At 52.9% G+C, this 14596-nt stretch carries 10 protein-coding genes; 8 read left to right on the plus strand and 2 right to left on the minus strand.

Going from position 1 to position 14596, the window contains the following annotated elements; translation table 11 throughout:
- Positions 1-223: 223 nt before the first annotated feature.
- The 8 genes from secE to rpoC all read left to right on the plus strand — a co-directional run bounded on the left by secE (position 224) and on the right by rpoC (position 12453).
- The gene (secE, locus tag SBG_RS18965) at positions 224-607 is read left to right on the plus strand and encodes a preprotein translocase subunit SecE (RefSeq protein ID WP_001275693.1); all 384 of its coding nucleotides are present in this window, start codon (positions 224-226) and stop codon (positions 605-607) included.
- A gap of 1 nt (position 608) precedes the next feature.
- Positions 609-1154, plus strand: coding sequence for a transcription termination/antitermination protein NusG (nusG, locus tag SBG_RS18970; RefSeq protein ID WP_001287519.1), 546 nt, complete (start codon positions 609-611; stop codon positions 1152-1154).
- 157 nt (positions 1155-1311) lie between these two features.
- Positions 1312-1740: a 50S ribosomal protein L11 gene (gene rplK, locus SBG_RS18975; protein WP_001085926.1), complete on the plus strand. Its 429-nt coding sequence runs from the start codon at positions 1312-1314 to the stop codon at positions 1738-1740.
- 3 nt (positions 1741-1743) lie between these two features.
- Entirely contained in the window at positions 1744-2448 is a 705-nt protein-coding gene (gene rplA, locus SBG_RS18980; protein ID WP_001096692.1) for a 50S ribosomal protein L1, read from the plus strand.
- 422 nt (positions 2449-2870) lie between these two features.
- A complete protein-coding gene (rplJ, locus tag SBG_RS18985) occupies positions 2871-3368 on the plus strand; it encodes a 50S ribosomal protein L10 (protein WP_001207203.1) in 498 nt (165 codons plus the stop codon).
- A gap of 66 nt (positions 3369-3434) precedes the next feature.
- Positions 3435-3806, plus strand: coding sequence for a 50S ribosomal protein L7/L12 (gene rplL, locus SBG_RS18990; RefSeq protein WP_000028881.1), 372 nt, complete (start codon positions 3435-3437; stop codon positions 3804-3806).
- A 318-nt stretch (positions 3807-4124) separates the two neighbouring features.
- Complete coding sequence (gene rpoB / locus SBG_RS18995; protein WP_000263100.1) at positions 4125-8153, plus strand: DNA-directed RNA polymerase subunit beta; 4029 nt, start codon at positions 4125-4127, stop codon at positions 8151-8153.
- A 76-nt stretch (positions 8154-8229) separates the two neighbouring features.
- Positions 8230-12453, plus strand: coding sequence for a DNA-directed RNA polymerase subunit beta' (gene rpoC / locus SBG_RS19000; RefSeq protein ID WP_000653969.1), 4224 nt, complete (start codon positions 8230-8232; stop codon positions 12451-12453).
- A gap of 229 nt (positions 12454-12682) precedes the next feature.
- Here rpoC and thiH read toward each other — a convergent pair whose 3' ends face one another.
- Both thiH and thiG read right to left on the minus strand, forming a co-directional pair.
- Complete coding sequence (gene thiH, locus SBG_RS19005) at positions 12683-13828, minus strand: 2-iminoacetate synthase ThiH (RefSeq protein WP_000847560.1); 1146 nt, start codon at positions 13826-13828, stop codon at positions 12683-12685.
- Positions 13825-14595 (minus strand): thiazole synthase, encoded by a 771-nt coding sequence (thiG, locus tag SBG_RS19010; RefSeq protein ID WP_000944123.1) that lies wholly within the window; start codon positions 14593-14595, stop codon positions 13825-13827. The genes thiH and thiG overlap by 4 nt, the downstream gene beginning before the upstream one ends.
- Position 14596: the final 1 nt, after the last annotated feature.

Genomic DNA, 14596 nt, shown 5'->3' on the forward strand with positions numbered 1-14596 from the left:
ATAATATTTGACGCAATGCGCAATAAAAGGGCATCATTTGATGCCCTTTTTGCACGCTTTCACACCAGAACCTGGCTCATCAGTGATTTTATTTGTCATAATCATTGCTGAGACAGGCTCTGTAGAGGGCGTATAATCCGAAAGGCGAATAAGCGTTTCGATTTGGATTGCCTCGCGATTGCGGGGTGAAAATGTTTGTAGAATACTTCTGACAGGTTGGTTTATGAGTGCGAATACCGAAGCTCAAGGGAGCGGGCGCGGCCTGGAAGCGATGAAGTGGATAGTTGTTGCCGTATTGCTGATCGTCGCAATCGTCGGCAACTACCTCTATCGCGACATGATGCTGCCGCTGCGTGCGCTGGCCGTAGTAATTCTGATTGCTGCAGCGGGTGGTGTCGCGCTGTTGACGACAAAAGGTAAAGCAACCGTTGCTTTTGCCCGTGAAGCGAGAACCGAAGTCCGTAAGGTCATTTGGCCAACTCGCCAGGAAACGCTACACACCACGTTGATCGTTGCTGCGGTTACCGCAGTTATGTCACTGATCCTGTGGGGACTGGATGGTATTCTGGTTCGCCTGGTATCCTTTATCACTGGCCTGAGGTTCTGAGATGTCTGAAGCACCTAAAAAGCGCTGGTACGTCGTTCAGGCGTTTTCCGGTTTTGAGGGCCGCGTAGCCACATCGCTACGTGAGCATATCAAATTACACAATATGGAAGAGTTATTTGGCGATGTCATGGTCCCGACCGAAGAAGTGGTCGAAATCCGTGGCGGCCAGCGTCGCAAAAGCGAGCGTAAATTCTTCCCAGGCTACGTGCTGGTTCAGATGGTCATGAACGACGCAAGCTGGCACCTGGTGCGCAGCGTGCCGCGCGTGATGGGCTTTATCGGCGGTACGTCTGACCGTCCGGCGCCGATCAGCGATAAAGAAGTCGATGCAATCATGAACCGCCTGCAGCAGGTTGGCGATAAACCACGGCCGAAAACGTTGTTCGAACCGGGCGAAATGGTTCGTGTTAACGATGGTCCGTTTGCCGACTTTAATGGCGTTGTCGAAGAAGTCGATTACGAGAAGTCTCGCCTGAAAGTGTCTGTTTCTATCTTTGGTCGTGCGACCCCGGTAGAACTGGATTTCAGTCAGGTTGAGAAAGCGTAATACTACGATCAAAAAAGCAGCGATCTAATCGTTGCATGAGGCGCGAAATTGACATACAATTTCGCGCCTTTTGTTTTTATGGGCCATGTGTCCGTAAAGCGATATTTATTACGGGGAGCTTCTCTGAAGCGATATTACCCAATTTGAGGAACTTAGAATGGCTAAGAAAGTACAAGCCTACGTCAAGCTGCAGGTTGCAGCTGGTATGGCGAACCCGAGTCCGCCGGTTGGTCCAGCACTGGGTCAGCAGGGTGTGAACATCATGGAATTCTGTAAGGCGTTCAACGCGAAGACAGATTCTATCGAAAAAGGTCTGCCGATTCCGGTTGTTATCACCGTTTACGCTGACCGTTCTTTCACCTTCGTTACCAAAACGCCTCCGGCAGCTGTTCTGCTGAAGAAAGCGGCTGGTATCAAGTCTGGTTCTGGCAAGCCGAACAAAGACAAAGTAGGTAAAATTTCCCGCGCTCAGCTGCAGGAAATCGCGCAGACCAAAGCTGCCGACATGACTGGTGCCGACATTGAAGCGATGACTCGCTCCATCGAAGGTACTGCACGTTCCATGGGCCTGGTAGTGGAGGACTAAGAAATGGCTAAACTGACCAAGCGTATGCGCGTGATCCGTGAGAAAGTTGATTCAACCAAACAGTATGACATCAACGAAGCTATCTCTCTGCTGAAAGAACTGGCTACCGCTAAGTTTGTAGAAAGCGTCGACGTTGCCGTTAACCTCGGCATTGATGCGCGTAAATCCGATCAGAACGTACGTGGTGCGACTGTACTGCCGCACGGTACTGGCCGTTCCGTTCGCGTAGCCGTATTTACCCAGGGTGCAAACGCTGAAGCTGCTAAAGCTGCTGGCGCTGAACTGGTAGGTATGGAAGATCTGGCTGAACAGATCAAAAAAGGCGAAATGAACTTTGACGTTGTTATTGCTTCTCCGGATGCAATGCGCGTTGTTGGCCAACTGGGTCAGGTTCTGGGTCCGCGTGGCCTGATGCCAAACCCGAAAGTGGGTACTGTAACCCCGAACGTTGCTGAAGCCGTTAAAAATGCTAAAGCCGGTCAGGTTCGTTACCGTAACGACAAAAACGGCATCATCCACACCACCATCGGTAAAGTGGACTTTGACGCTGACAAACTGAAAGAAAACCTGGAAGCTCTGCTGGTTGCGCTGAAAAAAGCAAAACCGAGCCAGGCGAAAGGCGTGTACATCAAGAAAGTTAGCATCTCCACCACCATGGGTGCTGGCGTTGCCGTTGATCAGGCTGGTCTGAGCGCTTCTGCGAACTAAGATTAGTCTTTACGTGGGCGGTGAATTTGTCTACAATTTACCCCCCACGTATTCTGCTGAAATAAGCAGAACACTATGCGAGTCATTCGGATTGCAGCAAAGTAGCAAGTAAGCGAATCGCCAGGAGTGTCGTTCACTACGTGACTGGTGTGAGCGAGAACAGCTAACATAGTGCGGTTCGAAGGGCGAAGACATAGAAAGAATTTGTTCGTTGGAGCCTGGCCTATCCAGGCCTCCGTCGAAGACCGCAGGTGTTTCGTAAGAGACTTAATCCCCTGCGTAGACGGTGACAGAACGCTAAGATTATTTTTAAAGTACTCTTTGGCTTGTTTCTGCTCACCGTATTAAGACGCTCTTCTCGTTGAGATGAGTGAAGTGAGTTCCGGAACTTGAGTTCCGGCAAACATCCAGGAGCAAAGCTAATGGCTTTAAATCTTCAAGACAAACAAGCGATTGTTGCTGAAGTCAGCGAAGTAGCCAAAGGCGCGCTGTCTGCAGTAGTTGCGGATTCCCGTGGCGTCACTGTAGATAAAATGACTGAACTGCGTAAAGCAGGTCGTGAAGCTGGCGTTTACATGCGTGTTGTTCGTAACACCCTGCTGCGCCGCGTCGTTGAAGGTACTCAGTTCGAGTGCCTGAAAGACACGTTTGTTGGTCCGACCCTGATTGCATACTCTATGGAACACCCGGGCGCTGCTGCTCGTCTGTTCAAAGAGTTCGCGAAAGCGAATGCAAAATTTGAGGTCAAAGCCGCTGCCTTTGAAGGTGAGCTGATCCCGGCGTCTCAGATCGACCGCCTGGCAACTCTGCCGACCTACGAAGAAGCAATTGCACGCCTGATGGCAACCATGAAAGAAGCTTCGGCTGGCAAACTGGTTCGCACACTGGCTGCTGTACGCGATGCGAAAGAAGCTGCGTAATCGCAGTTATCTTTATCAAGCATTTGCTTACGTATAAACTTATTCTGATATTCAGGAACAATTTAAATGTCTATCACTAAAGATCAAATCATTGAAGCAGTTGCCGCTATGTCCGTCATGGACGTTGTAGAACTGATCACTGCAATGGAAGAAAAATTCGGTGTTTCCGCTGCTGCTGCTGTCGCTGTAGCTGGCGCAGGCGCTGCTGCTGAAGCTGCTGAAGAAAAAACTGAATTCGACGTAATTCTGAAAGCTGCTGGCGCTAACAAAGTTGCTGTTATCAAAGCAGTACGTGGCGCAACTGGTCTGGGCCTGAAAGAAGCTAAAGACCTGGTAGAATCTGCTCCGGCCGCTCTGAAAGAAGGCGTGAGCAAAGATGACGCTGAAGCACTGAAAAAATCTCTGGAAGAAGCTGGCGCTGAAGTTGAAGTTAAATAAGCCAACCCTTCCGGTTGCAGCCTGAGAAATCAGGCTGATGGCTGGTGACTTTTTAGTCACCAGCCTTTTTGCGCTGTAAGGCGCCAGTAGCGTTTCACACTGTTTGACTACTGCTGTGCCTTTCAATGCTTGTTTCTATCGACGACTTAATATACTGCGACAGAGCGTTCGCTCTGTGTAAATCGCAATGAAATGGTTTAAGCGTGATAGCAACAGGCATTGCGGAAAGTATCCATTTTCCGGTCAACAAAATAGTGTTGCACAAACTGTCCGCTCAATGGACAGATGGGTCGACTTGTCAGCGAGCTGAGGAACCCTATGGTTTACTCCTATACCGAGAAAAAACGTATTCGTAAGGATTTTGGTAAACGTCCACAAGTTCTGGATGTGCCTTATCTCCTTTCTATCCAGCTTGACTCGTTTCAGAAGTTTATCGAGCAAGATCCTGAAGGGCAGTATGGTCTGGAAGCCGCCTTCCGTTCCGTATTCCCGATTCAGAGCTACAGCGGTAATTCCGAGCTGCAATACGTCAGCTACCGTCTTGGCGAACCGGTGTTTGACGTTCAGGAATGTCAGATCCGTGGCGTGACCTACTCCGCACCGCTGCGCGTCAAGCTGCGTCTGGTGATCTACGAGCGCGAAGCGCCGGAAGGCACCGTTAAAGACATTAAAGAACAAGAAGTCTACATGGGCGAAATTCCGCTCATGACTGACAACGGTACCTTTGTTATCAACGGTACTGAGCGTGTTATCGTTTCTCAGCTGCACCGTAGTCCTGGCGTCTTCTTTGACTCCGACAAAGGTAAAACCCACTCTTCGGGTAAAGTGCTGTATAACGCGCGTATCATCCCTTACCGTGGTTCCTGGCTGGACTTCGAATTCGATCCGAAGGATAACCTGTTCGTACGTATCGACCGTCGCCGTAAACTGCCTGCGACCATTATTCTGCGTGCGCTGAACTACACCACTGAACAGATCCTTGACCTGTTCTTTGAAAAAGTCGTTTTCGAAATCCGCGACAACAAGTTGCAGATGGAGCTGATTCCAGAACGTCTGCGTGGCGAAACCGCATCGTTCGATATCGAAGCCAACGGCAAAGTGTACGTTGAAAAAGGCCGTCGTATTACCGCGCGCCATATTCGCCAACTGGAAAAAGATGATATCAAACATATCGAAGTTCCGGTTGAGTACATCGCGGGTAAAGTCGCGTCTAAAGACTACGTTGACGAGTCTACTGGCGAGCTGATCTGTGCAGCGAACATGGAGCTGAGTCTGGATCTGCTGGCTAAGCTGAGCCAGGCCGGTCACAAGCGTATCGAAACGCTGTTCACCAACGATCTGGACCACGGCCCGTATATTTCTGAAACGATTCGTGTCGACCCCACTAACGATCGCCTGAGCGCGCTGGTAGAAATCTACCGCATGATGCGTCCGGGTGAGCCGCCGACTCGTGAAGCGGCTGAAAGCCTGTTTGAGAATCTGTTCTTCTCTGAAGACCGCTACGATCTGTCTGCGGTTGGTCGTATGAAGTTCAACCGTTCTCTGCTGCGTGACGAAATCGAGGGTTCCGGCATACTGAGCAAAGACGACATCATTGATGTCATGAAAAAGCTCATCGATATCCGTAACGGTAAAGGCGAAGTGGACGATATCGACCACCTCGGCAACCGTCGTATTCGTTCCGTTGGCGAAATGGCGGAAAACCAGTTCCGCGTTGGCCTGGTCCGTGTAGAGCGTGCGGTGAAAGAGCGTCTGTCTCTGGGCGATCTGGATACCCTGATGCCTCAGGATATGATCAACGCCAAGCCGATTTCCGCCGCAGTGAAAGAGTTCTTCGGCTCCAGCCAGCTGTCTCAGTTTATGGACCAGAACAACCCGCTGTCTGAGATTACGCACAAACGTCGTATCTCCGCACTCGGTCCAGGCGGTCTGACCCGTGAACGCGCAGGCTTTGAAGTTCGAGACGTACACCCGACGCACTACGGTCGCGTATGTCCTATCGAAACGCCTGAAGGTCCGAACATCGGTCTGATTAACTCCCTGTCAGTGTATGCACAGACCAACGAATATGGCTTCCTTGAGACGCCGTACCGTCGTGTTGTTGATGGCGTGGTCACTGATGAAATTCATTACCTGTCTGCTATCGAAGAAGGCAACTACGTCATCGCTCAGGCGAACTCCAACCTGGATGACGAAGGCCACTTTGTAGAAGATCTGGTAACCTGCCGTAGCAAAGGCGAGTCCAGCTTGTTCAGCCGCGATCAGGTTGACTACATGGACGTTTCCACCCAGCAGGTGGTATCCGTCGGTGCGTCCCTGATCCCGTTCCTGGAACACGATGACGCCAACCGTGCATTGATGGGTGCGAACATGCAACGTCAGGCGGTTCCGACTCTGCGCGCTGATAAGCCGCTGGTTGGTACCGGTATGGAACGTGCTGTTGCTGTTGACTCCGGTGTAACTGCGGTAGCTAAACGTGGCGGTACTGTTCAGTATGTGGATGCATCCCGTATCGTTATCAAAGTTAACGAAGACGAGATGTACCCGGGCGAAGCAGGTATCGACATCTACAACCTGACCAAATACACCCGTTCTAACCAGAACACCTGTATCAACCAGATGCCATGCGTATCTCTGGGTGAGCCAGTTGAGCGCGGCGACGTGCTGGCAGACGGTCCGTCTACTGATCTTGGTGAACTGGCGCTGGGTCAGAACATGCGCGTAGCGTTCATGCCGTGGAACGGTTACAACTTCGAAGACTCCATCCTCGTGTCCGAGCGTGTTGTCCAGGAAGACCGTTTCACTACTATCCACATTCAGGAACTGGCGTGTGTGTCCCGTGATACTAAGCTGGGGCCGGAAGAGATCACCGCTGACATCCCGAACGTGGGTGAAGCTGCGCTCTCCAAACTGGATGAATCCGGTATCGTATACATCGGTGCGGAAGTGACCGGTGGCGATATTCTGGTCGGTAAGGTTACGCCGAAAGGTGAAACCCAACTGACACCGGAAGAGAAGCTGCTGCGTGCGATCTTCGGTGAGAAAGCCTCTGACGTTAAAGACTCTTCTCTGCGCGTACCAAACGGTGTTTCCGGTACGGTTATCGACGTTCAGGTCTTTACCCGCGATGGCGTAGAAAAAGACAAGCGTGCGCTGGAAATCGAAGAAATGCAGCTCAAGCAGGCGAAGAAAGACCTGTCTGAAGAGTTGCAGATCCTTGAGGCGGGCCTGTTTAGCCGTATTCGTGCGGTGCTGGTTTCCGGTGGCGTTGAAGCTGAGAAGCTTGACAAACTGCCACGCGATCGCTGGCTGGAACTCGGTCTGACCGACGAAGAGAAACAAAATCAGCTGGAACAACTGGCTGAGCAGTATGACGAACTGAAACACGAGTTCGAGAAAAAACTCGAAGCGAAACGCCGTAAAATCACTCAGGGCGACGATCTGGCACCGGGCGTGCTGAAGATTGTTAAGGTATATCTGGCGGTTAAACGCCGTATCCAGCCTGGTGACAAGATGGCGGGCCGTCATGGTAACAAGGGTGTAATTTCTAAGATCAACCCGATCGAAGATATGCCTTACGATGAAAACGGTACGCCCGTAGACATCGTACTGAACCCGCTGGGCGTACCGTCTCGTATGAACATCGGTCAGATTCTGGAAACCCACCTGGGTATGGCTGCGAAAGGTATTGGCGACAAGATTAATGCCATGCTGAAACAGCAGCAAGAAGTCGCAAAACTGCGCGAATTCATCCAGCGTGCTTACGATCTGGGCGCCGACGTTCGTCAGAAAGTCGACCTGAGCACCTTCAGTGATGAAGAAGTGCTGCGTCTGGCAGAAAACCTGCGCAAAGGTATGCCAATCGCAACGCCAGTGTTCGACGGTGCGAAAGAGGCGGAAATTAAAGAGCTGCTGAAACTGGGCGACCTGCCGACCTCCGGTCAGATCACCCTGTTCGATGGCCGTACCGGTGAACAGTTCGAGCGTCCGGTAACCGTAGGTTACATGTATATGCTGAAACTGAACCACCTGGTCGACGATAAGATGCACGCTCGTTCCACCGGTTCTTACAGCCTGGTTACTCAGCAGCCGCTGGGTGGTAAGGCGCAGTTCGGTGGTCAGCGCTTCGGGGAGATGGAAGTGTGGGCGCTGGAAGCTTACGGCGCCGCCTACACCCTGCAAGAAATGCTCACCGTTAAGTCTGATGACGTCAACGGTCGTACCAAGATGTATAAGAACATCGTGGACGGCAACCATCAGATGGAACCGGGTATGCCGGAATCCTTCAACGTACTGTTGAAAGAGATCCGCTCGCTGGGCATCAACATCGAACTGGAAGACGAGTAATTCTCGCTCAAACAGGTCACTGCTGCCGGGGTAAAACCCGGCAGCGGAATGTGCTAACTCCGACGGGAGCAAATCCGTGAAAGACTTATTAAAGTTTCTGAAAGCGCAAACTAAAACCGAAGAGTTTGATGCGATCAAAATTGCTCTGGCTTCGCCAGACATGATCCGTTCATGGTCTTTCGGTGAAGTTAAAAAGCCGGAAACCATCAACTACCGTACGTTCAAACCTGAGCGTGACGGCCTTTTCTGCGCCCGTATCTTTGGGCCGGTAAAAGACTACGAGTGCCTGTGCGGTAAGTACAAGCGCCTGAAACATCGTGGTGTGATCTGCGAGAAGTGCGGCGTTGAAGTGACCCAGACTAAAGTACGCCGTGAGCGTATGGGCCACATCGAGCTGGCGTCCCCGACCGCTCACATTTGGTTCCTGAAATCGCTGCCGTCCCGTATCGGTCTGCTGCTCGATATGCCGCTGCGCGATATCGAACGCGTGCTGTACTTCGAATCCTATGTGGTTATTGAAGGCGGTATGACTAACCTGGAACGCCAACAGATCCTGACGGAAGAGCAGTATCTGGATGCGCTGGAAGAGTTCGGTGACGAATTCGACGCGAAGATGGGTGCGGAAGCTATTCAGGCCCTGCTGAAGAGCATGGATCTGGAGCAAGAGTGTGAAACTCTGCGCGAAGAGCTGAACGAAACCAACTCCGAAACCAAGCGTAAGAAGCTGACCAAGCGTATCAAACTGCTGGAAGCATTCGTCCAGTCTGGCAACAAGCCGGAGTGGATGATCCTGACCGTTCTGCCGGTTCTGCCGCCAGATCTGCGTCCGCTGGTGCCGCTGGATGGTGGTCGTTTCGCAACGTCTGATCTGAACGATCTGTATCGTCGCGTCATCAACCGTAACAACCGTCTGAAACGTCTGCTGGATCTGGCTGCGCCGGACATCATCGTACGCAACGAAAAACGTATGCTGCAGGAAGCGGTTGACGCTCTGCTGGATAACGGTCGTCGTGGACGTGCGATCACCGGTTCTAACAAGCGTCCGCTGAAATCTTTGGCCGATATGATCAAAGGTAAACAGGGTCGTTTCCGTCAGAACCTGCTCGGTAAGCGTGTTGACTATTCTGGCCGTTCTGTTATCACCGTAGGTCCATACCTTAGGTTGCATCAGTGCGGTCTGCCGAAGAAAATGGCGCTGGAGCTGTTCAAACCGTTCATCTACGGCAAGCTGGAGCTGCGTGGTCTTGCTACCACCATCAAAGCCGCGAAGAAAATGGTTGAGCGCGAAGAAGCTGTCGTTTGGGATATCCTCGACGAAGTTATCCGCGAACACCCGGTACTGCTGAACCGTGCACCAACCCTGCACCGTCTGGGTATCCAGGCCTTTGAACCGGTACTGATCGAAGGTAAAGCTATCCAGCTGCACCCGCTGGTTTGTGCGGCCTATAACGCCGACTTCGATGGTGACCAGATGGCTGTTCACGTACCGCTGACGCTGGAAGCCCAGCTGGAAGCGCGTGCGCTGATGATGTCTACTAACAACATCCTGTCTCCGGCGAACGGCGAACCTATCATCGTTCCGTCTCAGGACGTGGTACTGGGTCTGTACTACATGACCCGTGACTGTGTTAACGCCAAAGGCGAAGGCATGGTGCTGACTGGCCCGAAAGAAGCTGAGCGTATTTATCGCGCAGGTCTGGCCTCTCTGCATGCGCGCGTTAAAGTGCGTATCACCGAATATGAAAAAGATGAAAACGGCGAATTCGTAGCGAAAACCAGCCTGAAAGACACGACCGTTGGCCGTGCCATTCTGTGGATGATCGTACCGAAAGGTCTGCCTTTCTCCATCGTCAACCAGGCGCTGGGTAAGAAGGCTATCTCCAAAATGCTGAACACTTGCTACCGTATTCTGGGTCTGAAACCGACCGTTATTTTTGCGGACCAGACGATGTACACCGGCTTTGCTTATGCAGCGCGTTCAGGTGCATCCGTTGGTATTGATGACATGGTCATCCCGGAGAAAAAACACGAGATCATCTCTGAGGCAGAAGCCGAAGTTGCTGAGATCCAGGAACAGTTCCAGTCCGGTCTGGTAACAGCGGGCGAACGCTATAACAAAGTTATCGATATCTGGGCTGCGGCGAACGATCGTGTATCCAAAGCGATGATGGATAACCTGCAAACTGAAACCGTGATTAACCGTGACGGCCAGGAAGAGCAGCAGGTTTCCTTCAACAGCATCTACATGATGGCCGACTCCGGTGCGCGTGGTTCTGCAGCACAGATTCGTCAGCTGGCCGGTATGCGTGGTCTGATGGCGAAGCCAGATGGCTCCATCATCGAAACGCCAATCACCGCGAACTTCCGTGAAGGTCTGAACGTACTCCAGTACTTCATCTCCACGCACGGTGCGCGTAAAGGTCTGGCGGATACCGCACTGAAAACCGCGAACTCCGGTTACCTGACTCGTCGTCTGGTTGACGTGGCACAGGATCTGGTCGTTACTGAAGACGACTGCGGTACGCACGAAGGTATCCTGATGACGCCGGTTATCGAGGGTGGCGACGTGAAAGAGCCGCTGCGCGACCGCGTACTGGGTCGTGTGACGGCGGAAGATGTGCTGAAGCCGGGTACGGCGGACATTCTGGTTCCACGCAACACGTTGCTGCACGAGCAGTGGTGTGACCTGCTGGAAGCGAACTCCGTTGACGCCGTGAAAGTGCGTTCCGTTGTATCCTGTGACACCGACTTTGGTGTGTGTGCGCACTGCTATGGTCGTGACCTGGCGCGTGGCCACATCATCAATAAAGGTGAGGCTATCGGGGTTATCGCGGCGCAGTCCATCGGTGAACCCGGTACACAGCTGACGATGCGTACGTTCCACATCGGTGGTGCGGCATCGCGTGCGGCTGCTGAATCCAGCATCCAGGTGAAAAACAAAGGTAGCATCAAGCTCAGCAACGTGAAGTCGGTTGTGAACTCCAGCGGTAAACTGGTTATCACTTCCCGTAACACTGAACTGAAACTGATCGACGAATTTGGCCGTACCAAAGAAAGTTATAAAGTGCCTTACGGTGCCGTTATGGCAAAAGGTGATGGCGAACAGGTTGCCGGCGGTGAAACCGTTGCAAACTGGGATCCGCACACCATGCCGGTTATTACTGAAGTCAGTGGCTTCATCCGCTTTACCGACATGATCGACGGCCAGACCATTACTCGTCAGACCGACGAACTGACCGGTCTGTCTTCTCTGGTAGTTCTGGATTCTGCTGAACGTACTACCGGTGGTAAAGACCTGCGTCCGGCGCTGAAAGTCGTTGATGCTCAGGGTAACGATGTTCTGATCCCGGGCACCGATATGCCTGCGCAGTACTTCCTGCCGGGTAAAGCGATTGTTCAGCTGGAAGATGGCGTACAGATCAGTTCAGGTGACACCCTGGCGCGTATTCCGCAGGAATCCGGCGGTACCAAGGATATCACCGGTGGTCTGCCGCGCGTTGCGGATCTGTTCGAAGCGCGTCGTCCGAAAGAACCAGCAATCCTGGCGGAAATCGCAGGTATCGTTTCCTTCGGTAAAGAGACCAAAGGGAAGCGTCGTCTGGTGATCACCCCGGTAGACGGTAGCGATCCGTACGAAGAGATGATTCCGAAATGGCGTCAGCTCAACGTGTTCGAAGGTGAACGTGTAGAACGTGGTGATGTGATTTCCGACGGCCCGGAAGCGCCGCACGACATCCTGCGTCTGCGTGGCGTACATGCTGTAACGCGTTACATCGTTAACGAAGTCCAGGACGTATACCGTCTGCAGGGCGTTAAGATTAACGATAAACACATTGAAGTTATCGTTCGTCAGATGCTGCGTAAAGCCACCATCGAAAGTGCAGGTAGCTCCGACTTCCTGGAAGGCGAGCAGGTGGAATACTCCCGCGTCAAGATCGCTAACCGCGAACTGGAAGCGAACGGCAAAGTGGGGGCAACCTTCTCCCGCGATCTGCTGGGTATTACTAAAGCGTCTTTGGCAACCGAATCGTTCATCTCTGCCGCATCGTTCCAGGAGACCACTCGTGTCCTGACCGAAGCAGCGGTAGCAGGGAAACGCGACGAACTGCGCGGCCTGAAAGAGAACGTTATCGTAGGTCGTCTGATCCCGGCGGGTACGGGTTATGCGTACCATCAGGATCGTATGCGCCGCCGTGCCGCGGGCGAGCAGCCAGCAGCACCACAGGTCACTGCAGAAGATGCATCTGCAAGCCTGGCCGAACTGCTGAACGCAGGTCTGGGTGGTTCAGACAACGATTAATCGTTGCAGACGTAACTAAAAACCCGCTTCGGCGGGTTTTTTTATGCCTTATCACATCCGGCAGCCGTAAGCCTGGCCTGAATATTGATGAGGGCAGGGCGAAAATGAGGAAGAAACCTTTCGCCCTGGTCAGCTTCCGTTGCTGACCGCTACACCATAAAAAAACGGGAGACTGGTAACAATCTCCCGTTTTGGTTTTTACGTCGCGTCACGAAAAAAAACGACGCAATTACAGAATCCTACACGCCGCCTGCGAGTCGCGCCCCAAAAAACTATCCCAGTCTTTCCACACAGGTTGTAAACCCTGCGCGGCCAGCGCTTCGGCTACCGCCTCCGGTCGCCGATCATCGTGAGGGGAAAACTGTTCCAGTTCAGGATGATTATCCGCATAGCCGCCCGGCTGGGTTTTCGAGAAAGCGCTAACGTTGTTAATGGCCAGCGGGATCACATGGTCACGGAACCAGGGAGATTCTCGAGTAGAGAGCGATAGCTCAATTTCTGGCGCCAGCAAACGAAACGCGCAAATGGTTTGTACCAGTTGGCGCTCGTCCATGATCGATGCAGGCTCAATGCCGCCAGTGCACGGTCGTAGGCGGGGAAAGGAAACAGAGTAACGGCTTTGCCAGTAGTGTTTTTGCAGCCATAGCAAATGTTCCGCCACCATATAACAATCCACCCGCCAGCTGTCCGATAAACCAATCAGCGCGCCAAGACCAATCTTGTCGATACCGGCACGACCCAGTCTGTCGGGGGTTTCCAGTCGCCAGAAAAAGTCCTGTTTCTTGCCTTTCAGATGGTGTCGGGCATAAATGGCCTGCTGATAGGTTTCCTGATAGACCATGACGCCGTCCAGACCGAGCGCTCTCAGTTCAGCATAGTCCTCCTGTGAAAGTGGCTGTACTTCCATCTGTAGTGAAGCGAACTGGCGGCGAATCGCCGGAAGATGGCGGCGAAAATAGTCCATCCCTACTTTGTGTTGATGCTCTCCGGTCACCAGCAAAAGATGCTCAAATCCCAGCGCGCGAATGGCTTTACACTCACGTGAGATCGCATTTTCATCCAGCGTCTTGCGCTTGATACGGTTACTCATCGAGAACCCACAGTAGGTACAGTCGTTAGCACATAAATTGGAAAGATAAAGCGGGACGTAAAAGCTGACCGTATTGCCAAAGCGCTGACGCGTAAGATGCTGTGCTCGCTGTGCCAGTGGTTCCAGATACTCAGCGGCGGCAGGCGAAAGAAGCGCCATCATATCATCACGATCCAACTGGGCGGCATTGAGCGCCCGTTCAACGTCGTCGGGCGTTTTGCTGTTAATACGCAGACGGAGCTCCTCCCAGTCTAACTGCTGCCAGCGGTCGGTAAACGTTTTCATGCTAACGCCTCCAGAAAGCCGGTAAGCGGGCTGGTGGCGCAGGCGTTCGTACTACGATTTCCCGGTACGGCTTTGCGCGCCATGAGACCGGCTTCGACCGCCAGACGAAATGCGTGTGCCATCTTCACCGGATCGTTAGCAACGGCAATGGCCGTGTTGACCAGCACGGCGTCGGCACCCATCTCCAGCGCCTGCGCCGCATGGCTAGGCACGCCAATACCGGCATCGACCACCACCGGTACGGTGGCCTGCTGGATGATAATCTCCAGCATGGCTTTGGTTTTCAGCCCCTGATTAGAGCCGATAGGCGCGCCGAGCGGCATCACTGCCGCACAACCAACTTCTTCCAGCCGTTTGCACAGCACCGGGTCCGCGCCGCAGTAAGGCAGCACCACAAAGCCTTGCTTCACCAGCGCTTCGGCGGCTTTCAGCGTTTCAATCGGGTCCGGCAGCAGCCAGCGGGCATCGGGGTGAATTTCGAGCTTCAGCCAGTTTGTCCCCAGCGCCTCACGCGCCAGTTGGGCGGCAAAGATTGCTTCCTCGGCGGTTTTTGCCCCCGAGGTGTTGGGTAGCAGCGTGACGCCAGCTTCCACCAGCGGTGTCAGGATTGCATCGTTTGGTTTACGTAAATCTACACGCTTCATCGCCAGTGTCACCAGTTGGCTGCCGGAAGCACGAATGGCATCAACCATCAGTTGTGAAGAGGCGAATTTTCCGGTGCCGGTGAACAGGTGAGACTCAAACGTTTTGTCCGCAATACGTAACATA

This window comes from Salmonella bongori NCTC 12419, assembly GCF_000252995.1.
GTDB lineage: Bacteria > Pseudomonadota > Gammaproteobacteria > Enterobacterales > Enterobacteriaceae > Salmonella > Salmonella bongori.

Excerpts from the sequence above, each read along its gene's own strand:
- rplL (WP_000028881.1), top strand. The coding sequence starts at position 3,435 with ATGTCTATCACTAAAGATCAAATCATTGAAGCAGTTGCCGCTATGTCC.
- thiH (WP_000847560.1), bottom strand. The coding sequence starts at position 13,828 with ATGAAAACGTTTACCGACCGCTGGCAGCAGTTAGACTGGGAGGAGCTC.
- nusG (WP_001287519.1), top strand. The coding sequence starts at position 609 with ATGTCTGAAGCACCTAAAAAGCGCTGGTACGTCGTTCAGGCGTTTTCC.
- secE (WP_001275693.1), top strand. The coding sequence starts at position 224 with ATGAGTGCGAATACCGAAGCTCAAGGGAGCGGGCGCGGCCTGGAAGCG.
- rplA (WP_001096692.1), top strand. The coding sequence starts at position 1,744 with ATGGCTAAACTGACCAAGCGTATGCGCGTGATCCGTGAGAAAGTTGAT.
- rpoB (WP_000263100.1), top strand. The coding sequence starts at position 4,125 with ATGGTTTACTCCTATACCGAGAAAAAACGTATTCGTAAGGATTTTGGT.
- rplJ (WP_001207203.1), top strand. The coding sequence starts at position 2,871 with ATGGCTTTAAATCTTCAAGACAAACAAGCGATTGTTGCTGAAGTCAGC.
- thiG (WP_000944123.1), bottom strand. The coding sequence starts at position 14,595 with ATGTTACGTATTGCGGACAAAACGTTTGAGTCTCACCTGTTCACCGGC.
- rplK (WP_001085926.1), top strand. The coding sequence starts at position 1,312 with ATGGCTAAGAAAGTACAAGCCTACGTCAAGCTGCAGGTTGCAGCTGGT.